Below are 24642 nucleotides of genomic sequence, written 5' to 3'. Positions count from 1 at the left end.
TAATAGGGCCAACTTTTAATTATATTAGGTTGAGTTCAGTTCTTACTGTTTTAATTATATTACTTATGTTATAATATAATATTAGTTATAATATATTGTACTACAGTAACAAGAAGGGAGTTAATAGATGTTTCTTTATTCTGTAGTACAATTATTTTTTGGTTTGATTTTATTTATTGGTGGTCTACAAGTCGTTAAAGGTAGTTTTTATTATGCTGCAGGGAGTAAACTGAATGATATAATTAAATTATTGACAACTAATGTTATTACTGGTATTCTAACGGGTATAATAATTACTATGTTAATCCAAAGTAGCAGTGCTACTACAGTAATCATTATTAGTTTAGTTAATGCTAATATGCTCTCTTTACGCCAAGCGTTAGGAGTTATTATGGGAGCTAATATTGGTACAACAGTAACTGTTCAATTATTATCCTTTGATTTAGACCAATACATAGGTTGGATTACTATCTTAGGATTAGGATGTTATCTATTATACTGGTTTTTAAAAGAAGAAAGATTGTGTTATTTGGCTAGAGGTCTGTTAGGTTTTAGTATTTTATGGTTTGGGTTAGATGTATTAAGTGGAATTATGGTTCACTGGCAAGATATAGACTGGTTTATTGAATTTTTAGCTCAATTATCAGCACAACCACTATTAGGAGTTCTGGTAGGTGCTTTGTTAACGGCTTTGATTCAAAGTAGTAGTGCTTTAACAGGCGTAATTGTTGCTTTGGCTAAGTCTAATTTGATTGGTTTGCCAGCAGCAATTAGTCTGGCTTTAGGAAGTAATATAGGAACTTGTATTACTGCTTTTATAGCTGCTTTATCTTCATCAGTGGCTGCTAAGCAGACAGCCTTGGCCCATTTATTATTTAATATTAGTGGTGTAGTTATTTTGCTACCATTATTGCCAGTTTTTATTCGGTTAGTTAGATTGACCAATAGTCAATTAACACGCCAGATAGCTAATGCTCATACTATCTTTAATATTGTTAGTACTTTATTAGTTTTAAGTGTTAGAAAGCATTTTATTAACTTAGCTGTTAGTTTAAAAGATTAAAAATAGGTTATTAAATAAAAGGAGGATGGGAATGTCACTACTGAAAGTGATTATTTTAGGAGCTGTACAAGGATTAACTGAGTTTTTACCTGTTAGTAGTTCAGGACATTTAGTATTATTTCGTAGTTTATTAGGTTTAGAAAAGAATTTAGTCTTAAATGTTTTTCTCCATTTTGGTACTTTATTGGCTGTCTGTATTGTATATTGGGATGATATTATTGATATTATTACCTTTAAGCCAAAGTATCGTAAGTTTACTCTTTATTTAATCTTAGGTTCAGTACCAGCTGGTGTATTAGGTATTCTTTTTGAAGACTTTTTTGCTAGCTTATTTACTGCTAGAGCAGTTGGTTTTATGTTATTAGTTACAGGATTGTTATTGTGGTTATCTGATAGAATGGAAGATACTGGCCGTAGAATGGAAGAGATGAATCATGCTGATGCATTAATAGTTGGGTTGGCCCAAGCATTTGCCATTATTCCTGGCATTTCTCGATCTGGTTCTACTATTGTAGGTGGTTTATTTAGAGGTTTAGAAAGGAAATTAGCGGCTAAATTCTCATTTTTATTATCTATACCAGTAATTGCAGGGGCTACTTTATTAAAGACTAAAGATTTAGTAGTAGAAGGTTTAGGAGCTAATAGTATCTCTTATTTAACAGTAGGAACAATTTCGGCTACAGTAGTAGGTTATTTTGCTATTAAATTATTATTGAAATTAATTGATCAAGAGCAATTAAGTGTATTTGCCTATTATTGTTGGGGGATTGGTATTATAACTATTCTTTTAAATGCAGGAATTTAGGTAGTTAAGATAGAATGCTAGACAATATGAGGTGAAGTATTATGAAACAGATTTTTAGTGATATTAATAATATTTTTAAGAAAAGAAGATTTGAATTAGGTGGTATTGTACTGATATTATTCAGTATTCTGACTGAATTAAGCTTTTTTACTGAAGCAGGAATGGTTGGTGAAAAGTTAGAGGCTGGTTTAAAGATAAGCTTTGGACTTGGACGTTACTTATTACCTTTTTTTAGTCTGGCTTGGGGAGTGGGGATCATTTATAAATCCCAAGTTAAAATTAGAATAAGTAACAAAGGTGTGGCAAGTTTAATTTTATTTTTTGCCATTTTAATTTCTGCCCACTTTAGAATAGGTCACCCTCATGAAATTGAACAGGCCTTGGCAGGCGAGTTAGGAGGGGGAGTAGTTGGCGGTTTCTTTTTATATTTATTAAGAATGGCCTTTGGGCACTGGGGAAGTATAATTATTGTAGGTACTATATTTCTAGTTGCTAGTTTATTATTTACTGATAAATCATTAGCCAATATAATAGAATGGTTTAAAGAAAAATGGTATACTATAGTAGACTGGTCAAAGAAGCAGAAGAATAATTTATTTGCTAAAGATAAGAGTAAGAAACAAAATTCTAAGAATAAGAAGAGTCTGTTTAAAAAGATAATTAAAGGTTTTAAAGATAAGAAGGAAACTCTAAGTAAAAAAACAGATAAGTCTAAGCAGAAAAAAGACCAGAAAGTAACTAATAAGAAAGCTAGGAAGAAAGAAAAAAAGAGACAGCAATTAAGTAAAGATAAAACCCAAGCCAGAAAAGAAGTTAAAAAGGCACACCAGAAAGTAGCTTCTACTAAAGATAAGAAGTCAACTAATAACAAGAAAGAAGAAAATACTAAATCTAAAGTTGGTAATAAGCAAGATCAAAAGAAGAAAGAACAGTCGACTGAAAAACAACAGAAATTAATTAGTCAGGCTAAAACTACTCAGGAGTATCAACTACCTCCACTTTCATTACTAAATCAAGCAGAGAGTCAAGAAGCATCTTTTGTAAATAAGACTGATATTCTAGAACGAACATTAGATAATTTTGGTGTTAAAGCTGAAATAACTGAAGTGCATTGCGGGCCAACTATAACTCGGTATGAGATCCAACCCGCCCCAGGAGTTAAAGTCAGTAAGATAGTCAACCTGGCTGATGATATAGCTCTTTCTTTAGCAGCATCTGATGTTAGAATTGAAGCACCGATTCCTGGTAAGGCTGCAGTAGGAATTGAGGTACCTAATGATGAACAAGCTTTAGTTACATTAGAGGAAGTATTAGCTAGTGAAGAATTTCAGATAGCAGAATCTAAATTAACTATTGGTTTAGGAAATGATATTGCTGGTCATCCAGTTACAGCCAATCTATCTAAGATGCCTCATATGCTAGTAGCTGGAGCTACTGGTTCAGGTAAGAGCGTCTTTATTAATAGTATAATTAATAGTATCTTACATAAAGCTACTCCTAAAGAGGTTAAATTCATGTTAATTGACCCTAAGATGGTAGAATTGACTGCTTATCAGGGAATTCCTCATTTAGTATCACCAGTAGTAACTGATCCCAAAAAGGCTGCTACTGCTTTACGTTGGATAGTTAAAGAGATGGAAAATCGGTATGAATTATTTGCTGGTAGTGGAGCTCGAGGCATAGAAAGCTATAATCAGCAAGTAGATGGAGAAGGGTTACCTTATATGGTAGTTATTATTGATGAGTTGGCTGATTTAATGATGGTTTCAGCTAATGAAGTAGAAGATGCCATCTGTAGGTTAGCTCAGAAAGCTCGGGCAGCAGGGATACATATGATTTTGGCTACTCAACGGCCTTCTGTTGATGTAGTAACTGGAGTTATTAAAGCCAATATTCCAACGAGAGTATCCTTTTCTCTCTCTTCTCAAGCTGATTCGAGAACTATTTTAGATGCTGGAGGAGCTGAAAAACTATTAGGTCAAGGGGATATGTTATTTGCTCCTGTTGGTTCTAACCAACCAAAGAGATTACAAGGTGCTTTTATTTCAGAAGCTGAAGTGAAAAGAATGGTTGAATTTGTAAAGGGACAAGCTAAGCCTGATTATGCTGACCAGATAGCAGAGATTAAGGATAGTAAAGTAGATATTGAATTAAGTGATGAAAAAGATGAGTTATATGAAGATGCAGTTAAGCTAGTAGTTAATAATCGGGCTTCTATATCTTTTCTCCAGCGCAAATTAAGTATTGGATATAATCGTGCTGCTCGGATGATTGATAAGATGGAAGAAGAGAATATTGTTGGCCCTCACCAAGGTAGTAAAGCAAGAGAAGTACTAATTTCAGAAGAAGAATTAGAGGAAATTTTAAATAAATAATTAATTAAGGAGGCTACTATGAGTTTGATTAGACAGGATTCTAGACCATTATATATTTTAGTTAAGGAGAAATTAGATGAATTAATTGATGATGGTACCTATCAACCTGGTGATAGATTACCTTCTGAGGCTAAATTAGCAGAGAAATTTGGTGTTAGTCGGGCTACTTTACGTGAAGCATTACGGGTTTTAGAAAAGGAAGGAAAGGTAGACCGGCGCCAAGGTGTTGGTACCTTTATTGCTGAAAAGGCTGCTTTATTTAAGAGTGGTATTGAAGAGCTGACTAGTATTACAGAAACAATTGAGGCAATGGGTCTTGAGGCCGGAACTATTGGTTTAAATTTAGAATTAGATAAGCAATTTCCTGATTTGAGTCAAGAATTTGAAATTGATGCTCAAGAAAAGATGGCTACTTTGCAACGGACAAGAACAGCCAATGAAGAACCGGTAGCTTATTGTAGAGATTTCTTACCTCAAAAGTTTTTAGCAGATGATATTTCAAGAGAGGAATTTAGTGGTTCTTTATTTGATTATTTACAAGAAGAATCTAATCTATATATTACTTATGCTGTGGCTGATGTTTTAGCTGTAACTGCTGACCAATTGTTAGCTGATAAGCTTGATTTAGAGGAAGGGACTCCTTTATTATTGTTAAAGCAGATGCATTATGATGATCGAGATACGCCAGTTCTCTATTCAGAAAATTATTTTAGAAATGATAAATTTGAGTTTCATGTAGTACGAAATAGAAGCTAGATGATAAGGTATTTTAGTCGCAGGCTAGCCCTGCGACTTTTTTGATAGAGGAATTTGTCTAATAATCAAGAAAAAATAATAGGGAGGGGGCTAAATGTGGAAGAATTAGCAGAAAAACTTAAAAACCGGCGGCAGGAATTGGGACTTAGTTTACAACAGGTAGCTGAAGATACGAATATTAAATTTAATTTTTTAGAAGCAATTGAAGCTGGAGAATTTCATAAAGTTGGCCCAGAAGTATATCTTAAAGGCTTTTTAAAGATTTATTCTGATTACTTAAATTTAGATGCAGGTGAAGTTATAGATCAGTTTGAAAGATCAAAAGTTGATTCGACTACAGATAAGAAAGAAGAAACATCATTAAAAGATAAATTATCAATATTGTTTGATCAATATCAGAATAAATTACTTGCAGGAGTCATGGTTTTAATAGTTATTATGCTTTTAGTAGGGATGGTTTATTTAGGTAGTCTAGTGTATAAGCAATTTCATTTACAGCAGGTAGGAGTTAAAGTCTTTAATCAAGTACAAGATTATATAGCTCAAGTTGAAGATGAAGTTGAAACTAAGGATAAAGCTGAAGTTAAAGTAGAAAGAATAGATAAGGAAGAAGAAGAATCAGTTATAACAGAAGAATCTTCTAATCAGAAACAAGTTGCTAAAGATAATATTATGGCAGAAAAGGATGCTCGCTCAATAAAAGAAGAAACTAGTTTATCTGAAGATAAGACTAATCAAAATAAAGCTGAGGAACAGAAGGTTAAAGAGAATAAGCAATTAACAGAGAAAGGTTTAAATGATAAAAAGTTAACTATAAAAGTAAAGACTATAGCTGAAAGCTGGTATTCTGTACAGACAGATGGATCTACAAAGTATAGAGGAGTGACTAAAAAAGGGAAAGTTAAGACCTTTTCTGGTAATCAAATTAAATTGAAGATTGGAAATGCCGCTGGAGTACAAGTGATTAAATCAAATAAAGTATATGGTCCTTTTGGTAGCCAAGGGGAAATAGTAACTAAAGTCTTTTCTAAGGTTCAAGAGGAATAATAAACCATAATTGAGAATATAATTTAGTGAAAGTCTCTTTGGGGAGAAGAGAGGTTTATCAGTCAGTTGGAAAGGCGGTAGTCTGATGGTTGATATTTCGGCGCAAGAAGATATTAAGTGGCAGTTGGCAGATATTATATTAGTGTTATTTTTAACTTTTACTGTCACGCCATTATTGTTTCAGTCTTTATGGTGGGGACTAGATGCTATTTTGGCTTTAGATGGCCTACTTGAGGTCAGGCCATTATTATTAAATTTGACTCAAGCGACCTTATTGGCCAGTTTAACTTTAACTGTAGTTACTAAGAGTTATTATATTTCAATTACAGAGTTTGGATTACGAAAGATTGATATTGATTCTATTTTAAAGTATGGATTAATTGGTGGAGTCGTTATCTGTTTTTTTATTATGTTAATTAACAATTTGATTCATACTTTGGCTAGTAAGTTTTATGGAATTACTCCTCCTACTCAACAGGTGATTAAGAATTTATTGCAATCTAATAATAACTGGGTATTCTTACTGTATAGTTTTTTAATTACTATTGTAGCTCCTATTTCAGAGGAGATTTTCTTTAGAGGATTAATTTATCCCTATTGTAAAAGTAAATTAGGCATCAATAAAGGGATGTTAGTTAATGGTGTCATTTTTGGGTTGGCCCATTTTAGTGGATGGGTTTTTATTCCTACATTTTTAGGTGGAGTGATTTTAGCCTGGATTTATGAGCAGACTGACTCATTATATTCTTCTATGTTAGCTCATGGGGTTTGGAATCTAATTATTGTTTTGTTAATTTTTATTATTTGGAAGTTAGGTATTATTTAATTAAATTTGGAAATAATATTGATAGGGATAAGGTGATATTATGTCCCGGCAGAGATTATATAGTGAGATTAGCCAGTATATCCTTAAGTGGACTCTACTTAGTATACTACTAGGTAGTCTAGGAGCTAGCTTAGTATGGATAGTTAAGAAGGTAGTTAGTATTTTAAATCAACTAACTGCTGATTATTATTTAGTAACTCCATTATTAGGAGGAGTAATGTTAGGGCTGATTATTTATTATTTTGATTGGAGAGCTGCAGGGTTAGGTACTAATCTTTATATTGCCCAAACTAAAGGGGATATTCCTTTAACTCAGCCTGTAAAGTTGATAATTGGAAAGTTTCTTGCTACAGGAATAACTTTGGGGTTGATTGGAGTAGGGGGCTTAGTTGGCCCTTTATTATTGCTAGGCAGTAGTCTAGTTTTTTTTATTAGTCAGATATTAAATTTTTTTAAGATAAAAGTAATTAATCGGCAGTTAGAGTTTAGAGTTTTAAGTGTCTGTGGAGCTGCTGCTACTTTAGGGCCAATGTTAGGAACCCCTTTAGGTGGTGGAATTTTTGCTAGTGAAGTATTATATAAGTCTTCACTAGATTATAATGATCTTTTTCCTGCTATTTTAAGTAGTAGTTTTGGTTATTTTTGTTATCAGTCTTTTGTTTCTTCTCAAAGTTCTAAATTAATTATTACTTTTCCTGATTTTAAAGTAGGAGAGATTGGTTTGCTAATTTTAGCTGCTTTGGTCTGTGGGGTGTTAGGTCAAAGTTTTATTTTAATCTTCAACTGGATTGATAATTATTTTACTACTTTAGAGATACCAAAATTATTTAAGCCTTTAGTAGCTGGAGGCGTTATTGCCTGTTTGAATTTAATAAGTGGTATAAGATTACAGACTGATATTCTAGAGTTAGGACAGTTACTTTCTAAACAGTTATCTATTAAAGTTCTATTAACTTTTTTAGTGCTTAAAATAGTGTTAACAATAATAGTTATCTCTAGTGGAGGTAGCGCAGCAATTACAGATGTAGCCTTATTTAGTGGAGCAGTTACAGGTAATTTATTAGCTTATTTATTTCCTCAGCTACCTGTAGCTGCTTTAGTAATAGTTGGTTTATCTGCTACTTTAGCTTCTATTGCTAATGTGCCATTAGCTACCATAGTTTTAGTTGCTGAAATGTTTAATTTAAGCTTTAGTTTACCAGTTGTAATTGGTGGAATTATCGGTTTCTTAGTTGGTAGACCAAAGACTGTATTTAAATATATTGAAGAGTTAGAAGGGAGTAGTTAATATGAGAATTTTATTGACCAATGATGATGGAATCTTTGCTCCAGGCATTCAAGCTTTATGTCGAGAGTTAGAAAAGGATCATGAGGTACTAGTAGTAGCCCCAGATAGAGAAAGAAGTGCTACTGGTCATGCTATTACTATTAATCATCCCTTACGAGCTAAAGAAATGGAGTTTGAAGATATTGAATCAAAATGTATTGCTGTAGATGGTACACCTGCTGATTGTGTTAAAATAGCAGTAGAGGCTTTAATAGATGAAGAGGTTGATCTTCTTATTTCAGGTATTAATGCTGGCCCTAACTTAGGTTATGATGTATTATATTCAGGTACTGTATCTGCAGCTATTGAAGGAGTATTAGTAGGTCTACCTTCTATAGCAGTTTCTTTAGCTGCTGATAAGCAATGGGAGTTTAGTTCTGGGGCAGAATTTATGCGCCAGTTTGTTAAAAGATATGAAGAACATAATCTAGATCAGAGTACGCTTTTAAATATCAATTTGCCATCTGATAGTCAAGCTAAAGTAAAGATAACAAAATTAGGAGATCAAGGTTATCGAAATACTTTTGAAAAAAGAGTTGATCCCCGAGGTGAAAGATATTACTGGTTAGTAGGAGAAATAGAAGAAGGAAACAATGAAGAAACTGATTTAGTTGCAGTTCATAATGGACATATTTCGATTACTCCTTTAGAGTTGAATCTGACAGCAGATGATAAGATAAAAGAGATTAAAAATTGGGATCTCTAGTCATTATTTTCCTTCTTGCTGAATAGCTTATACTAAAAGGATTAAGAGAATCTTAGTATGTAGCAAGGAGGGACATATATGTCTAATTCTCAGTCACAAGAATCTACAATTCGAGTCTCAGGTATACTGTGGGGGTTATTAATCAGTTTAGTTTTATTAATAACTGGTAGTTTATTGTTAGGAGTAGTTATTAGTTATACAAGTGTTGCTACAGGATTAAGTAGCAAATTATTATTTGTGCTAAACTATATAGCTATCTTTATTGGTGGGATGGTTGCTGCTTATTCTGCCGAAAGTAATGGTTGGCTTAATGGTGGTTTAGTAGGATTGCTTTACATGTTAGTAATAGTATTATTAGGTATGTTATGGTATCCTTTTACTTTTTCATGGACTTTAGCTTTAAGAATAATAATTGCTTTTTTAGTGTCAGGTTTAGGAGGCATGATAGGAATTAATATTATTTAGTTAAAGTAGGTGATAGAAATTAAGGAAGATAAAATAGAGATTAAACTTGATAATTTACAGTCTAAATCTGAAGTGGCTGAGACTGTTTATAAAACTTTAGAGAAACAGGCGGAAGACAGATTAAAGCCCTATTTTTTAAATGGAGTAGAGTGGTTGCCTATAATTAGTTTTATCTTAGGGACAGTTACTAGTGGATTTTTAAAAGAGATTGGTAGTGAAGTATGGAAGGGAGTAAAGAAATTCTTTAGATGTAATAGTAATAAAGAAAAGATTCCTAAATTTGAAATTTCTTTTAATTACCAAGGAGTTAAGGTTAAAGCTAGTTTAGAAAATACTAACCAACAGACATTAGAAAGCGCTTTAGATAGATTAGGAAGCTCTCTTGAACAGGCAATTAACCAGGATGAAATAGAAGAAATGAAATTCATAATGGATTTAAATGGTAAATGGCATCAGCAGGAAACCGATTAGGCACCAGCAAGGTGCTTTTTTTATTTTTTGTATAAAAAATTCTGCTTAATTAATAATAGTGATAAGGTGGTGTTAGAATATCAATGGATTTAATTTGGTTCTATTTATCGGTTATATTGACTATTGGAATGTTTTTTTTAGTTCCTACAGAGAGAGTTATAGAGTTACTTCCTTTTGGGTTAGTAGGAGGTTTTGGAGTGGCAGTAATTGTTCAGTATTTAGCTGTTGATTTATTTAATTTATGGCAATTTAAGGCTGAATTATTATCTATTAAAGGAATTCCAGTAGGGATTTTATTATCATGGATTCCACCAGTAATTATTTTTGGTCATTTTTGGCGTGAATTAGGTTCTAATCTAGAAAGAGGAGCTTATATATTAGGTTTTGCTGTAGCGACGACAATTATGGAATATGTATTTGTAGTAACTGGTTATAGAAAATATTTATATTGGAATGTATATTTGACTTTTTTATTAGCTGTAGTAATTCATATTGGTCTAGGATATTATTTAGCTGTTGCTAGCAGACAAAGAATAGATAATTATTAGGATTAAAATTACTTTATTGGTTATTTTTTTATTAATGCTAATTAAGATAGTTGGGGATATTACTAGTAGGTAGATAGAGTAAATGAGGTGATAGCTATGTCAGTAATAGAAAAGAGTAATGATGAACTACTAGCTATAGAAGAATTACAAGATTATTGGACAAAAAAAGAGTTTTCTTTATTACCCCATCAATATGAAACAGCTACTAGAGTAATTAACCAGTTAGATGGACGAGCTTTATTAGCTGATGAAGTAGGATTAGGAAAGACAATTGAAGCAGGTATGATTTTAAAAGAGTATTTAGTACGAGGAGATGTAGAAACTTGTTTAGTATTGACTCCAGCTTCTTTAGGTTTTCAATGGTGGACTGAATTAACAGATAAGTTTCAGATAGATGCTTTTAATAATCGTAAAGGAAAAGGTTGGCATTATTTCGATATAATTATTTCATCTTTAGATCGAGCCAAGCGTACTCCACATTGTGATCAGATTTATGAACGAGGTTTTGATATGGTAATTGTAGATGAGGCACATAAATTAAAGAATAGCAAGACAATGAACTGGGAATTTGTAAATAAGATTCCTAAGGAACACCTTTTATTACTGACTGCTACTCCAATCCAAAATGATTTAAAAGAGCTATATAACTTAGTTGCTTTAGTGCGTCCTGAATTATTTGGTAATTATAAAGACTTCAAGAAAAGATATATTTCAGGTAAGCATCAAGCTCAAAACTTAGAGAAGTTACAAAATCAATTATCAGAGGTAATGATCAGAAACCAGAGAAAGAGTACAGAGTTGGAGTATACTGACAGGCAAGTAAAATTAGTACCATTAGATTTAACTCCTGTAGAAGAAAAGTTGTATCAAGGAGTTACTAATCTAGTAACAAGTCAATATAAGAAATGTCTAAATAAGAATAAGAGTATCTTTCATTTATTGACTTTACAGCGAGAAGTCTGTAGTAGTTCTTTTGCTGTAGCTAAGACTCTAGAGAAGATGTGTCAAGATGGATATGAATCAATTAAGGAAGAGTTAGAAGAATTATATGAATTAGCTATGAGTATTGAAGATAATCAAAAAATGAAGAAAGTAGAGGAGATTTTAGAAGATACATCGGGACAAGTTATTATCTTTACTGAGTATCAAGCAACACAGAGTTATATTGGATACTACTTACAGCAACAAGGATATAATCCTGTCTTCTTTAATGGTAGTTTATCTGATAACCAAAAAGAGTGGGCCAAGAATCTGTTTATGGACCAAGGAGATGTATTAGTTAGTACTGAAGCAGGAGGACAAGGGATTAACCTACAGTTTTGTAATACAATTATTAATTATGATCTACCTTGGAATCCAATGAAAGTTGAACAAAGAATCGGTCGTGTCCATCGGTTAGGTCAAGATAAAGATGTAAATATTTATAACTTAACAACTCGAAATACTATTGAAGAGAAGATTATTGATCTGCTGGATAAGAAGATAAATCTTTTTGAGTCAGTAATTGGCGGGCTTAATAACTTAGTGGTTGATCGAGCTAATAGTGACTTAGGAACTGATATTTTAGAAATTCTAGCAGCTGTTGATAATGAAGAAGAGTTAGAGAATAGATTAGATAGACTAGGAGATGAACTTTTACAGTAGTAGAAGTAGTAAGTAATGAGTGATAAGTATTTTTTAACTTCTTATTACTGGTCACTCATTACTTGTTACTGAAAGTGTTATAAATTAAGAGACAACTTATAAATATCTGATACTGTTACTTTTTATTGTTCAATACTTTATTAATTAACTTATCTAGCTTTTGACTCAGTTCTACTATTCTTTCTTGTGAATAATCTTCTTGGTGTTCAGCAATATGATTCAGTTTTTCTCTTAAGTCTTCTATCTTTTCTTTTAGATTATTTTTATCTTGCATACTTAAGTCTCCTCCTTATTTTACAGTATGGATTAATAAATTTGATTTTATACGGATAATTTGTTGTATTTTTATACTTACTTATGTATAATTATTAAAAAGCAGTTGTGTATAAGGAGGAAATAATTTATGAAAGTAAGCGTAGTCGGCGCTACAGGATATACAGGTGTAGAGTTGGTTAGATTATTACATGAACATCCTAAGGCAGAGCTTAAGGTATTGACCTCTAATAGTTTTGCTAAGCAGGAGATTGCTGATATTTATCCCCATTTAAAGAGTCAAATAGATATTGAATGTCAGACATTAGATGCAAAACAGATAGCAGAAACTTCTGATGTCGTCTTTACTGCTTTACCTCATGGAGTTTCAATGGATATAGTTCCTGATTTATTAGCTACAGGAATACCAGTTATTGATTTAAGTGGAGATTATCGTTACCACAGTTTAGCTACTTATGAAGAATGGTATCAGAAGCATACAAGTTCTGATTTACTCAAGAAAGGGGCTTATGGACTGCCAGAGTTGAATAAAGAAGAAATTAAAGAGAGCCAATTGGTAGCTAATCCAGGTTGTTATCCAACAGCTTCTCTATTAGCTATTACTCCATTAGTAAAGGCAGGATTGATTGATGCAGATAGTATCATTATTGATGCTAAATCTGGTACTACAGGAGCAGGACGTAAACTGTCTTTAGGAACTCATTTTTGTGAAGTAGATAGTAACTTCAAAGCATATAAAGTAGGTCAACATCGCCATCAGTCAGAAATAGAAGAGAAGTTATCTTTATGGTCTAATAATCAGATTGAGCTGAATTTCACTCCTCATTTACTACCAGTTAAACGAGGGATTTTAGCTACTATTTATGCTGATTTAAAGCAAGAGGTAGCTGATGAAGAATTACTTGCAGAGTATAAGGAGGCTTATCAGGGAAATAAATTTGTCAGAATTAGAGAAGAAGAAATGCCTGAATTAAAGTATGTTGCTGGATCTAATTATTGTGATATTGGTTTACAAGTTACTGATCGAGGTCGAGTAATTATTTTATCGGCTATTGATAACTTGATTAAAGGTTCTGCTGGACAGGCAATTCAAAATCTAAATTTACTAGCAGGTTGGGAGGAAGGATTAGGCTTAGAGAAGTTAGGGTTGTATTTGTAAGACGACTTTCACCTTTATAGTTAAAATCAAATTCTTAAAAGAATAAAGAAGGGCGAGTGAGGAAGGAAAATGGAAGAAATAACAGGTGGAATTACTGCTCCAGAAGGATTTTTGGCTGGAGGAGTAAGAGCTGGAATTAAAGAAGAAGGAAATGATATAGCTTTAATCTATAGTCAAAAAATGGCTCAAGCAGCTGCTGTATTTACTACTAACCAAGCTGCTGCAGCACCAGTTAAGATAAGTAAAGAACATTGTGAGAATGGTAAAGCACAGGCAATTATAGTCAATAGTGGTAATGCTAATGCTTGTACAGGAGAGCAGGGCTGGAAAGATGCAGGGAAGATGGTTGCTCTAACGGCTCAAGCATTGGATTTAGATCAGGAAGAAGTACTAGTTTCTTCTACTGGAATAATTGGACATAAGTTACCTATTGATAAGATAGAGAGAGGAATTAAAGATGTCTGTACTGCTTTAGAAACAGATGGTAGTCATCAGGCTGCTCAAGCTATTATGACTACTGATACTTATCTTAAGGAGGAAACAATAGAACTTAAAATAGCTGGTCAAGAGGTAAAAATAGGTGGTATTGCTAAGGGGTCAGGCATGATTGAACCTAATATGGCGACAATGCTCTCTTTTGTTACTACTGATGTAGCAATAGAAGGTGAATTATTAACTAAGGCTTTACAAGATGCAGTTGATAACTCCTTTAATCAGATTACAGTTGATGGTGATCAGAGTACTAATGATATGGTAGGAATCTTGGCTAATGGTCAAGCAGAAAATCAAGTTATTAATCAAGAAGATGAAGAATATCAGAAATTTAAAGATGCTTTAACATATATTTGTAGGAAGTTGGCCCGACAGATTGTTAAAGATGGTGAGGGAGCTACTAAATTTGTAGAGATTAACTTAGCAGGTGCTACAGATAAAGAGACTGCTCAACAGATGGTTAAGAAGATAGCTAATTCTAAGTTAGTTAAAACGGCTATCTTTGGTGAAGATCCAAATTGGGGTAGAATAGTAGCAGCACTTGGTTCAGTTGCAGGTGATATGAAGTTAGAAGAGTTAGAGGTTAAGATTAATGGGCAACCAGTATTTGGCCCTAATGAAGAAAAGTATACTATCTCAGATGATTTATTATCTAATAATGAAGTTGTAATTACAGTTGATCTAAATTTAGGAGACAATACTGCTCAAGTCTGGACTTGTGATTTAAGTTATGATTATGTTGAGATTAATGCTGAATATCATACGTGATTGATATAAAGCATAGTTTTATATCAATAGTTGACAGTGTACAGTGTGTAGTTTACAGTTAAAATCAAAATCTTTATCTTCTTTTATAGTTTAGTGGTTTAAAAGGTTTTGACTTTATGGTTCTAACTGTAAATCGTAAACTGTAAATTATAAACTAAATAAAGGTAGGTGTAATCATGGAAGAATTAATTAAGAAAGCGGATACTTTAATTGAGGCATTACCATATATAAAAGAGTTTTATAATCAGACAGTAGTAATTAAATATGGTGGTAATGCTATGATAGATTCAGAGTTAATGGCTTCAGTATTAGAGGATATTACCTTACTTAAATATGTAGGTGTCAACCCTGTCTTAGTCCATGGTGGAGGACCAGCAATCAGTCAGAATCTTGATAAATTAGATATAGAAACAGAGTTTAAAGATGGATTACGAGTTACCACTTCTAAGGTAATGGAAGTAGTAGAAGAGACATTAGTAGGTAAAGTTAATAGTCAGATAGTATCGCTAGCTAATAAAGCTGGAAGTAAAGCAGTAGGTTTATCAGGTGCAGATAGTAATTTGATTCAAGCAGAACAACATTCTTTAGCTAAAAAGTTAGATTTAGGCTATGTAGGACAAGTGAAGAAGATTAATCCAGAATTATTAAAGACAGTAATCGATAATAGTTATTTACCAATTATTGCTCCAGTTGGAGTTGATGAATCAGGAGCCAGTTATAATATTAATTCTGATTTAGTAGCTGGTAAAATAGCTGCTGCTTTAGGAGCAGAAAAATTGATTCTATTGACTAATGTAGAAGGTATCTTAGCTGATCCAGATGATGACAGCTCACTCATTTCTCGACTTACAATTAAAGAGTCTGAAGAGATGATTGGAGAAAGTATAGTAGGTGGTATGATCCCTAAAGTTAATTCTTGTATGCAGGCTTTAAAAGATGGAGTTAATCGAACTCATATCTTAGATGGTAGGGTAGATCATGCTTTACTATTAGAAATCTTTACTGATCAGGGTATTGGAACAATGATATCTAGTAATTAGCTATGAGTTATGAGTTCTGAGTTAGTTTAAAAACAAAACTCTTATAATTTTATTGAACTATTTCATCTATATTTTTGATTTTGAACTGGCTAATAGCTCATAGCTCACGACTCATGGCTTGATATAGAGCTTAACTTAATATCAAATTTGTATCACTTTGTGTTCAATTATCTTTAAGATTGTTAATTCTTAATTACTAAGTGAAAGGAGTGCTAAGTATGAAGAAAGAAGAAGTAGTTCAGGCTGATAAAGAATATTATATGGATGTTTATGGTGATCGAATTCCTTTAGTAGCCAAGCGGGGTCAAGGAGTTTATCTATATGATGAAGATGGAACTGAATATTTAGATTTTGCTGCTGGAATTGCAGTTAATGCTTTAGGCCATAACCATCCTCAGGTTACAGAAGCAATTAAAGACCAAGCTGAGAATTTACTACATGCTTCAAATCTATATTATTTTGAAATTCAGACTAAATTATCTAAGTTATTAGTAGAGAACTCTTGCGCAGATAAAGTATTTTATGGTAATAGTGGAGCTGAAGCAAATGAGGGAGCAATTAAATTAGCTAGAAAATATTTTAAGAAACAAGGAAATAATAAATATAAAGTAATAGCAGCCAATCAATCATTTCACGGTAGAACACTAGCTACCTTAGCTGCTACAGGACAAGAAAAGTATCAAAAACCTTTTACCCCGTTACCTAAAGGTTTTGAGTTTGTACCATACAATGATTTAACAGCAGTTAAAGAAGCAGTTGATGGGAAGACAGCAGCAATAATGGTAGAACCAATTCAAGGTGAAGGTGGAGTTAATCCAGCTAATAAAGAATATTTAGCAGGATTGAGAGAGTTATGTGATCAACAGGATATTTTACTTATTTTTGATGAGGTGCAGACAGGAATTGGTAGAACAGGAGAGTTATTTGCTTATCAAAATTATGGGGTAGAACCAGATATCTTTACTTCAGCTAAGGCTTTAGGTAATGGTGTTCCAATTAGTGCTATTTTAGCTAAAGGAGAAGTTGCTAATGCTTTTGAACCTGGAGATCATGCATCTACATTTGGCGGGAATCCATTAGCTTGTAGAGCTGCATATGCTACATTAGAAAAGATTTTAGAGCCTGAATTTTTAACACAAGCTCAGAAAGTAGGAGATTACTTCAAAGAAGAATTATTGAAGTTAAATGATAAGTATCAGTTTGTTGAGGAAGTTAGAGGAAAAGGATTAATGTTAGGGGTAACGTTAACTTCAGATGTAGTAGCTAAAGATGTTATGCAACAAGCTTTTAATAAGCAGATTTTAATTTTAACAGCTGGCCAGAATACATTAAGATTCTTACCACCTTTAATTATTAACCAAGAGCATGTAACTAAGGTAGTCAAGAACTTAGATCAAATACTAAAAGAATTAAGCTAGTTGATTAGACAGAGGATTTCCTCTGTCTTTTGTATTTAAAAAAATCTAGCTTTAAAAAATGTTAGTAAAGTAGTATAATAGATAACAATAGATAATTATTTCTAAGGAGGGATAAAAGAATAATGATAACAACAGTTACTTTAAATCCAGCAATCGATAGAGAGTATTTTGTATCAGAGAATACTCCTAAAGAACATCAGTATATTTATACTGACCAAGATATTAACATTACTCCTGGAGGGAAGGGGGTTCTAAGTGGTATTAGTTTAAAGAATCTTGGCCATTCTGATGTACAGAATATAGGCTTTGTAGGAGGACGACAAGGTCTATTTTTTGAACGTATGGTACAGGAACATAAGATTACTACTAATTATATCTATACTGAAAATGAAATTAGAAACAATATTTTTATTATAGGGAAGGATCCAGTAACTTATACTCATTATAATGATTACACTTATCGTGTTGAACCAGGTGAAGTAAAAGAACTGATTAAACGATTTAAGAGAGGAATTGTTGATAGTGATTTTGTTATGATCTCTGGTTCGATTCCAGAAGGAGTTAACTTTAGTATTTATCAACGACTAACTAAGATCTGCCATGATCTAGGCAAAGAGGTTTATCTTCATGCCAGTGGAGAAGCTCTAAATAGAGCCTTACAAGAAGAACCTAAGGTAGTAGCACCTTATTTTAAGCATACTAATAAGATATTGGATAAGCCTGTCTCTGAATTTGAGGATTATATTTGGGCTGGTAAGAAACTGATAGAAGAAGGGGCTCAGCATGTACTATTGCCTTATCATTGTGACCGGCTATTATTTGATGGAGAAAATGTATATTCTTTATCACCTAAGAATTTTTGTTTAAGAAATTGGCTAGGAGCAGGTGAAGCTTATAATGCAGGTTTCTTTGATTATATAATCAAAAATAATTTTGACTTTATTAAGGCTAATAAGTATGCTGGAGCAGCTGCTTTAGATATAGCTGAAAAGAAGGATGTCTTCTTGAAGACAAGAGATGAAATCGAAAATCATCTAGATCAGATAAAAGTAGAAAGATTGGAGGTGTAACTGAGTGAGTACAGTTAAAAAATATATGATGCGAACCTTGAACTCAGTCTGTGCTAGTGATTCAATTTATAATGTAATTAAAGCAATGCATAGGACTGAAATGTCTGTTCTGCCTGTAGTTGATCATGAGAATAAATTTTTAGGTACTATTTATGGTAAAAATATTTTAAAGAATATTATTCCTGAAGAGTATGGTTTTTTGGAGAGCCATAGGTTATTATACGAAGTTAATCAGGCAGCAGAAAATTTAGATGATATTAAAGATAAAAAAGTAAAAGAATATATGTCGACTAATACAGTACCTATTAAAGAGTTATCTAAGATGGATAATTTAGCAGATATTATGTTAAATAATGATGAATCTTATTTATTTGTGGTTAATGAGGAGGAAAAGTTACGAGGTTATATTTCTCGGGCTGATTTGCTTTGCTATCTATTAGATGTAGGAGAGGATAGAAGATGAAATTAGAAGCAGTTCATACATTATATCAATTACAACACTGGTTATTATCTAATCAAGCAAGTAATAAATCCCTTTATATAGTTGGTCTATTTACTATTTTGGCTTTAGCTGTGGTACTAGTTGCTAAGAGATATAAAGTACCAATTGTAGTAGGTTATGTCTTCTTAGGGATGTTATTTAGCGTTAGTGTGATTAAAAATCTGCCTTTCTTAGCTGAAAGGCAGAAAGAATGGTATGCCTTTGCTATAGAGAATTTTGATTATGTAGCCGATATGGCTTTAGCATTTATTGCTTTTACTATAGGCAGTGAATTATCAATTAAGATTTTAAAGAGTTTAGGTAAAAAGATTGTCTTTATTGTATTATTAGAGTCTGTTGGTGCTTTTGTTTTAGTGATGTCTGGTATGTTGGCTTTAGGAAAGCCTTTTTATTTAGCTCTAATTCTAGGAGCAATTGCTTCAGCTACTGCTCCTGCTGCTACAGTAATGGTCTTAAAGGAGTATAATGCTGAAGGTACATTAACTTCTACTTTATTAGCTGTAGTTGGTATTGATGATGCAGTAGCTTTGACAATCTTTAGTTTTGCTGAACCTATATCTCTAATTCAGGCTTTAGGTTCAGGAAACTTGTCAATTTCTAATGCTTTCTTGCATCCTTTATTTGAGATAATTGGTTCTGTAATGACTGGTTTAGTCTTTGGTTTTATATCAGTAAAACTGTTAAGTGATTTTGAGGATAAGACTAAGAAGGTATTGACTTTAGTAGCAACAGTTTTAGGAGCAGCAGCTACAGCTGTCTTTTTTGAACTCTCACCATTGATTACTAATATGGCAGTTGGATTTGCTTATCGTAACTTTGCTAAGAAGAATTTAGGTATAGCAGAAGATATGGAGACATTAACTATTCCTTTATATGCCCTCTTCTTTATGTTAGCAGGAACCAAAATCAGAATTGGTGCTGTTACTTCAACTACTTTTTTAATTACAGCTCTAGTTTATACGCTAACAAGAGCTGCTGGAAAGATAGGTGGAGCTTCTTTAGGTGCTCGGCTAGGTCAAGCTGATGAGAAGATTAAGAAATATATTGGGTTAGGTTTATTATCACAGATTGGTGTGGCAGTGGCTTTAGCTTATACTGTGCAACGAGACTTTGCTCAATTGCCTAAAGTAGGTATGTTAGTCTTTAATATCTTATTGTTTACGACAGCTATTACTGAAGTAGTTGGCCCCTTAGCTACCAAATATGCTATTACTGAAGCTGGAGAAGCTACAAGTCTTGAAGTTAAAAATGGAGGATAAATAAGTTTATAACTTTGTCCCGCTTCAGGAGGAGCATAATTGTTAGTTAGGAATTTATACTATTAAAGGTGGCTTGATAAATATGGAATCAACAAAGAGATTGAGCCTTGTTGAAGAGATATATGAGTTTGAAGAATGGTTATTAATGAATCAAGTGGGAGATAAAGTGATTTATATTGTTGGTGGCTTGATTCTTGCAGCACTATTTATTGTTTTGATGGCTAAGAAATATAAAGTACCAATTGTAGTGGGCTATGTTTTTTTAGGAATTTTATTAAGTGTTGATTTAATAGAGAGGTTACCATTCTTAACTGCAGGACAGAAGGCTTGGTATGCTTTTGTAATAGGAAGTTTAGATTATATTCCTCAACTGGCTTTAGCATTTATTGCTTTTACAATTGGTAGTGAATTGTCAATTAAAATATTTAAAAATTTAGGTAAAAATATTTTTTATATTGTCTTATTAGAAGCTATTGGTTCTTTTATTTTAGTTACTTTAACACTTTTTGTTATAGGGAAACCTTTATATTTAGCTATATTGTTAGGAGCTATTGCTTCAGCTACTGCTCCAGCTGCTACAGTAATGGTTTTACAAGAATATAATGCTAAAGGCTTATTGACTTCCATGATCTTAGCTATTGTAGGAATTGATGATGCAGTAGCTTTGATTATCTTTAGTCTAGTAGAACCTTTAGCTTTGATTTTATATTCTGGTTCAGGTGATCTAGCTATAACTAATATTCTATTAGTTCCTTTAGTTGAAATAATAGCTTCAATAGGTATAGGGTTACTAATTGGTTATCTATCACAACTTTTTATGACAGGATTAGAAGATAAGACAAAGATGATCCTAACTTTAGTGACAACAATAGTAGGTAGTTCAGCTGTAGCAATTTTAAGTCATTTATCACCATTAATTACTAATATGGCAGTTGGATTTGCTTATCGTAACTTTGCTAAGAAAAATCTAGGTATAGCAGAATATTTAGAAACCTTAACTGTTCCTTTATATGCTCTATTCTTTATCTTAGCTGGTACAGAGATTAAGTTTTCTAGTTTAGGTTCTAGTAGTTTCTTATTGATTGCCTTTGCTTATACTTTTGCTAGAGTTGCTGGTAAGGTAGGAGGAGCTTCTTTAGGGGCTTGGTTAGGTGATGCTCCAGAAAAGATTAAAAGATATGTTGGATTTGGATTATTACCTCAAAGTGGAGTAGCTATTGCTTTGGCTTATACAGTACAGAAAGATTTTGCTAATGCTCCAGAAGTTGGATTATTAGTATTTAATACGCTGTTATTTACAGCAGCTTTAACAGAGGTCTTTGGACCATTGGCTACTAAATATGCCATTGTTCAAGCTGGAGAAGTACAGAATTATGAAAATCAAGCAGAGTAAAAAGGACACGTTAGTTCGTGTCTTTTTTATTATAGTATTATGAATAAATGATTATATCAAAAAAGAAACCTCTAAAAGATCTATAAACTATTATTTAAGAAATTAGATTAGTGATGGAGGCGAGAAATGCCACATTCTAAAAAAATAATTTTTATTCTATTATTACTAGTATTTGTAATAGGTTGTAGTAAGGACTCCAAATTTCAACTACAATTTATTGATTATCCTAAGACAATAAGTGAAGGTGAATCTTTTACAGTTAAAGCTAAGTTTTTAGCTTTTAATAATAAAGCTGGAGATGTAAAGATTATTCTATTTGTTAAAGAAGTAGGTAGTAACAAAGAATTGGCTAGAAGAAGTATCAAACTTTCTAATAAGAATCAAAGTTTCTCTTTTGCAGGAATTAATTTAGAAAAAGTCAGTGATAATGTCTATTTTGAATTAAAGTTAATTAAAAATGGAGCATTTGAAATCGAAATTAGTACACGATCCCATCCAACTATAGTAGCTAATTTGCACACTAAGATTATAACTACGTATTTTGAAGATACTGATAGTGAAGGAAATGCTTTATATGCTGCTTGGGGTAATAATTTAAAAGAAGAAAATGATTATTATTGTGCATTACCTTATAAGCCTGGCTATAATAATAGGGTTTATCAAGGAATTACAGATGTAAAGAATCGTTGGATTGAGATTTATTATCCTAAAACTGAGAAGTATGTTTATGTTCAATGGGAAGATGTTGGCCCTTGGAATGTCTATGATCCAGAATATGTATTTAGTACTAATGATAAACGCCCTTTAGCTGAAAGTGGATATGATACAGGATGGAGTGGAGAAGAGCGTAAAACTAATGGAGCAGGACTAGATATTTCATATGAAGCAATGAAATATCTAGTTGGAACTGATGTACAAGGTAATTTAAATAAAGGTAAAATTGATGTTAACTGGAGATTTGTATTATGGGAGGAAGTAGAAGAAAATTCTTCACAAGATGCACCATGGCTTGAGAAGGTTAGTAGAGGTGAAGTTAATACAGAAATCTTGAATTTAGATAATAAGCCAAGAACTAATACTTTAGGAGACTTAAAGTAATAAGGAGGAGTGTGATGGATTATTTAGATGAGTTGGCCAAACCTTTTTTCTTTACAGGAGGAGATGAGGCTTGTTTAATTATCCATGGCTTTACAGGAACACCTGCTCATATGAGACAATTAGGAGAGTTCTTGCATCAGGAAGGAGATTATACTGTTAGTGGTATTTTATTACCTGGTCATGGGACAAGTTTAGAAGAGATGTCTAAGACAGACTGGCAGGATTGGCTAGAAGCTGTTGATCAGGAGTACCAAAAGTTAGCCAAAGATTATAGTCAAGTCTATGTTATGGGATTATCGATGGGAGGAGTTTTATCTTTATTGTTGGCCCAGGAGTATGATGTTGATAAGGTAGTTTCTATTGCTGCACCAATTAAGATTTATGATAAGAAGGCTTATTTAGCTCCTATTTTGAAATACTTTAAAGACTTTGAAACTTGGGAGGATAGTGAAGATAAGTATGAATATGATATAGGTTATTCAGGGCTGCCAGTAAAGTCGGTACATGATCTATTAAAATTAATAAGACTGGCCAAAAAGAGATTGGATAGGATAACTTCTCCTACTTTAGTAATCCAATCGAAGCAGGATAAAACAGTTAAACCAGTTAGTGCTGAAATAATTTATAAAGAAATAGCTAGTGATAGTAAAGAACTATTATGGTTAGATGAATCAGGACATGTCTGTACTATTGGCCCAGAAAAGAATTTATTACACAAAGAGATACTTGATTTTTTATAATTATTAGCTTTAGAGTGGTGATAAAATGACTAATAAGTTAGGTTTGAATAAATTAAATCAGATAATGACAGTTGCTGATAAGATATTAGTTTTAATTATTTTAATAATGAGTTTATTATTAATATTTTTTGCTCCACAGCTTGTGGCTGAAGAAACATCTAAGAGTCAAGAAGTAGTTGTTAATTTAGATAATAAGGAACTTGTTAGGTATCCTTTGACTAATAATAAACAGTTGAAGAAGATTAAATTTGATTTTGTTTTTGAAGGAGAAGATTACCAAGGAACCTTACAAATGAAAGAAGGAAAGGTAAGGTTAGAACGATTAAGTAAGGATATCTCTCCACTACCTATTCATGCTCAGATGGGATGGATTAGTCAACCTCATCAGATGATTGTTTCTATGCCAGTCAAGTTAACAGTAACTATTGAAGGAGAACAGAATAAAAAACAAGATGTTGACCTGAGAACTTTTTAGTTAAGGAAGGATTAAAAATCCTTCCTTATTTTTTTATCTTTCTTTAAAGTAGCTTTTAATTTGATTGATAATAATTAAAAAGTGTTTTGCTTCTTTAGCTGTATGTTCTGCAAAAAGAGGGTTAGTACTAGAAAGTAGTTTGCATTCAGCTAGTAATTCTTTGGTTTCTTCTTTAAATTGATGCAGCTCTCTAGTATTATTGATTACTTTGTCAGTAAAGCGAGAGACGGCAGGAAAGTTACAAGGGTTGGCTTGTAGCATTGATTCTAAATCTAGTGCTTGGTTATATAGATTATTGAAGTTTTGTTTAGAGTCTCTTAATTTTGCAATAAAATTTGTTTCTGAAGGGTCAATAAGGTGACAAAGGAATTGACTATGATCTTTCATGATTCTTAGCCAAAAAATCTCTTCGGCTAAAATAGCTTGAGAGAAGGTAAAGTCATTTTCTTGGTAGATAGTTGTTAAACTCATAAATTCTTCAGCTTCTCGAGCTGTATGATCGATAAGTAATGGATATAGGTTAGATTGTAGTTGGCATTGAATAATCATAGCTAGTAATTCACGTTTAAAGTCGAGTAGTTCGCTAGTAACCATCATACTTTCTTTTAGTAGATTATCATCTTTATTAAAAGGGGTTCTTGATTTAGTTTCTGCTTCATTCTGGAGTAGTTTAAGTTTATGTTGGAGTTTTTCCGTCTGTTCAATCAACTCTCTTCTTTGGCAAGGAAGACCTTGTTTAATAAAGATAGTATGTTCTTTAAATCTCTCTAACCAATAGACTAAGTTTAGTCTTTCGCGAGAAACTTCTTGATTCAAGATTAATTCCTCCTTTCTTTACACTTTTATGTAAAGTAGTGAGGAATATGACTGATATAATTTATTATTTTATGACAAAATAGGCCAACTTCAGAATAGAAGTTGG

The 24642-nt window shown here is 32.5% G+C and carries 25 protein-coding genes; 23 read left to right on the top strand and 2 right to left on the bottom strand.

All coding sequences use genetic code 11. From position 1 onward, the window contains the following. Nucleotides 1–127 precede the first annotated feature (127 nt). The 12 genes from ACYQ39_RS03520 to ACYQ39_RS03465 all read left to right on the top strand — a co-directional run bounded on the left by ACYQ39_RS03520 (nt 128) and on the right by ACYQ39_RS03465 (nt 12033). Complete coding sequence (locus tag ACYQ39_RS03520) at nt 128–1063, top strand: Na/Pi cotransporter family protein (RefSeq protein WP_459840494.1); 936 nt, start codon at nt 128–130, stop codon at nt 1061–1063. A gap of 31 nt (nt 1064–1094) precedes the next feature. Beyond that, nucleotides 1095–1868: an undecaprenyl-diphosphatase UppP gene (uppP, locus tag ACYQ39_RS03515; protein WP_459840493.1), complete on the top strand. Its 774-nt coding sequence runs from the start codon at nt 1095–1097 to the stop codon at nt 1866–1868. A 41-nt stretch (nt 1869–1909) separates the two neighbouring features. After that, on the top strand, nt 1910–4243 hold the full coding sequence (locus ACYQ39_RS03510) for an FtsK/SpoIIIE family DNA translocase (RefSeq protein ID WP_459840492.1): 2334 nt from the start codon (nt 1910–1912) through the stop codon (nt 4241–4243). An 18-nt stretch (nt 4244–4261) separates the two neighbouring features. Further along, nucleotides 4262–4999 (top strand): GntR family transcriptional regulator, encoded by a 738-nt coding sequence (locus ACYQ39_RS03505; protein WP_459840491.1) that lies wholly within the window; start codon nt 4262–4264, stop codon nt 4997–4999. Nucleotides 5000–5095: 96 nt separating this feature from the next. Beyond that, complete coding sequence (locus tag ACYQ39_RS03500; RefSeq protein ID WP_459840490.1) at nt 5096–6046, top strand: helix-turn-helix domain-containing protein; 951 nt, start codon at nt 5096–5098, stop codon at nt 6044–6046. Between the two features lie 85 nt (nt 6047–6131). Next, nucleotides 6132–6872, top strand: coding sequence for a CPBP family intramembrane glutamic endopeptidase (locus ACYQ39_RS03495; protein ID WP_459840489.1), 741 nt, complete (start codon nt 6132–6134; stop codon nt 6870–6872). 40 nt (nt 6873–6912) lie between these two features. Next, nucleotides 6913–8160, top strand: a complete 1248-nt coding sequence (locus ACYQ39_RS03490; RefSeq protein WP_459840488.1) for a chloride channel protein — start codon at nt 6913–6915, stop codon at nt 8158–8160. A 1-nt stretch (nt 8161) separates the two neighbouring features. Then, on the top strand, nt 8162–8905 hold the full coding sequence (gene surE / locus ACYQ39_RS03485; protein ID WP_459840487.1) for a 5'/3'-nucleotidase SurE: 744 nt from the start codon (nt 8162–8164) through the stop codon (nt 8903–8905). Between the two features lie 78 nt (nt 8906–8983). After that, nucleotides 8984–9370 carry a TIGR04086 family membrane protein gene (locus ACYQ39_RS03480; RefSeq protein ID WP_459840486.1) on the top strand — a complete coding sequence of 129 codons (387 nt, stop codon included), beginning with the start codon at nt 8984–8986 and terminating at the stop codon, nt 9368–9370. 9 nt (nt 9371–9379) lie between these two features. Continuing rightward, a complete protein-coding gene (locus tag ACYQ39_RS03475) occupies nt 9380–9841 on the top strand; it encodes a hypothetical protein (RefSeq protein ID WP_459840485.1) in 462 nt (153 codons plus the stop codon). An 83-nt stretch (nt 9842–9924) separates the two neighbouring features. Continuing rightward, on the top strand, nt 9925–10389 hold the full coding sequence (locus ACYQ39_RS03470; protein ID WP_459840484.1) for a hypothetical protein: 465 nt from the start codon (nt 9925–9927) through the stop codon (nt 10387–10389). 96 nt (nt 10390–10485) lie between these two features. Further along, complete coding sequence (locus tag ACYQ39_RS03465) at nt 10486–12033, top strand: DEAD/DEAH box helicase (protein WP_459840483.1); 1548 nt, start codon at nt 10486–10488, stop codon at nt 12031–12033. A gap of 115 nt (nt 12034–12148) precedes the next feature. Here ACYQ39_RS03465 and ACYQ39_RS03460 read toward each other — a convergent pair whose 3' ends face one another. Further along, entirely contained in the window at nt 12149–12307 is a 159-nt protein-coding gene (locus ACYQ39_RS03460; RefSeq protein WP_459840482.1) for an aspartyl-phosphate phosphatase Spo0E family protein, read from the bottom strand. 129 nt (nt 12308–12436) lie between these two features. On the opposite strand from ACYQ39_RS03460, the gene argC reads away from it, so the two are divergent. From argC to ACYQ39_RS03405, 11 genes are all read left to right on the top strand, one after another. Then, on the top strand, nt 12437–13465 hold the full coding sequence (gene argC / locus ACYQ39_RS03455) for an N-acetyl-gamma-glutamyl-phosphate reductase (protein WP_459840481.1): 1029 nt from the start codon (nt 12437–12439) through the stop codon (nt 13463–13465). A 69-nt stretch (nt 13466–13534) separates the two neighbouring features. Then, nucleotides 13535–14725, top strand: a complete 1191-nt coding sequence (gene argJ, locus ACYQ39_RS03450) for a bifunctional glutamate N-acetyltransferase/amino-acid acetyltransferase ArgJ (protein ID WP_459840480.1) — start codon at nt 13535–13537, stop codon at nt 14723–14725. Nucleotides 14726–14901: 176 nt separating this feature from the next. Continuing rightward, entirely contained in the window at nt 14902–15765 is an 864-nt protein-coding gene (argB, locus tag ACYQ39_RS03445; protein WP_459840479.1) for an acetylglutamate kinase, read from the top strand. A gap of 218 nt (nt 15766–15983) precedes the next feature. Next, on the top strand, nt 15984–17183 hold the full coding sequence (locus ACYQ39_RS03440; protein WP_459840478.1) for an aspartate aminotransferase family protein: 1200 nt from the start codon (nt 15984–15986) through the stop codon (nt 17181–17183). 122 nt (nt 17184–17305) lie between these two features. Then, the gene (locus tag ACYQ39_RS03435) at nt 17306–18253 is read left to right on the top strand and encodes a 1-phosphofructokinase family hexose kinase (RefSeq protein WP_459840477.1); all 948 of its coding nucleotides are present in this window, start codon (nt 17306–17308) and stop codon (nt 18251–18253) included. 4 nt (nt 18254–18257) lie between these two features. Beyond that, the gene (locus ACYQ39_RS03430) at nt 18258–18716 is read left to right on the top strand and encodes a CBS domain-containing protein (protein WP_459840476.1); all 459 of its coding nucleotides are present in this window, start codon (nt 18258–18260) and stop codon (nt 18714–18716) included. Then, nucleotides 18713–20014 (top strand): cation:proton antiporter, encoded by a 1302-nt coding sequence (locus ACYQ39_RS03425; protein ID WP_459840475.1) that lies wholly within the window; start codon nt 18713–18715, stop codon nt 20012–20014. Before ACYQ39_RS03430 ends, ACYQ39_RS03425 begins: the two co-directional genes overlap by 4 nt. Nucleotides 20015–20096: 82 nt before the next feature. Next, on the top strand, nt 20097–21407 hold the full coding sequence (locus tag ACYQ39_RS03420; RefSeq protein WP_459840474.1) for a cation:proton antiporter: 1311 nt from the start codon (nt 20097–20099) through the stop codon (nt 21405–21407). Between the two features lie 126 nt (nt 21408–21533). Then, nucleotides 21534–22505, top strand: coding sequence for a hypothetical protein (locus tag ACYQ39_RS03415; protein ID WP_459840473.1), 972 nt, complete (start codon nt 21534–21536; stop codon nt 22503–22505). A gap of 14 nt (nt 22506–22519) precedes the next feature. Next, complete coding sequence (locus ACYQ39_RS03410) at nt 22520–23245, top strand: alpha/beta hydrolase (RefSeq protein ID WP_459840472.1); 726 nt, start codon at nt 22520–22522, stop codon at nt 23243–23245. 25 nt (nt 23246–23270) lie between these two features. Further along, complete coding sequence (locus tag ACYQ39_RS03405; protein WP_459840471.1) at nt 23271–23720, top strand: NusG domain II-containing protein; 450 nt, start codon at nt 23271–23273, stop codon at nt 23718–23720. Between the two features lie 33 nt (nt 23721–23753). Here ACYQ39_RS03405 and ACYQ39_RS03400 read toward each other — a convergent pair whose 3' ends face one another. Continuing rightward, nucleotides 23754–24536 (bottom strand): DUF2935 domain-containing protein, encoded by a 783-nt coding sequence (locus ACYQ39_RS03400; RefSeq protein WP_459840470.1) that lies wholly within the window; start codon nt 24534–24536, stop codon nt 23754–23756. Between the last annotated feature and the right edge of the window lie 106 nt (nt 24537–24642).

This window comes from Halanaerocella petrolearia (genome assembly GCF_054657875.1).
Note: the sequence above shows the minus strand (reverse complement) of the source record. Positions and strands in the feature narration are given on the sequence as shown.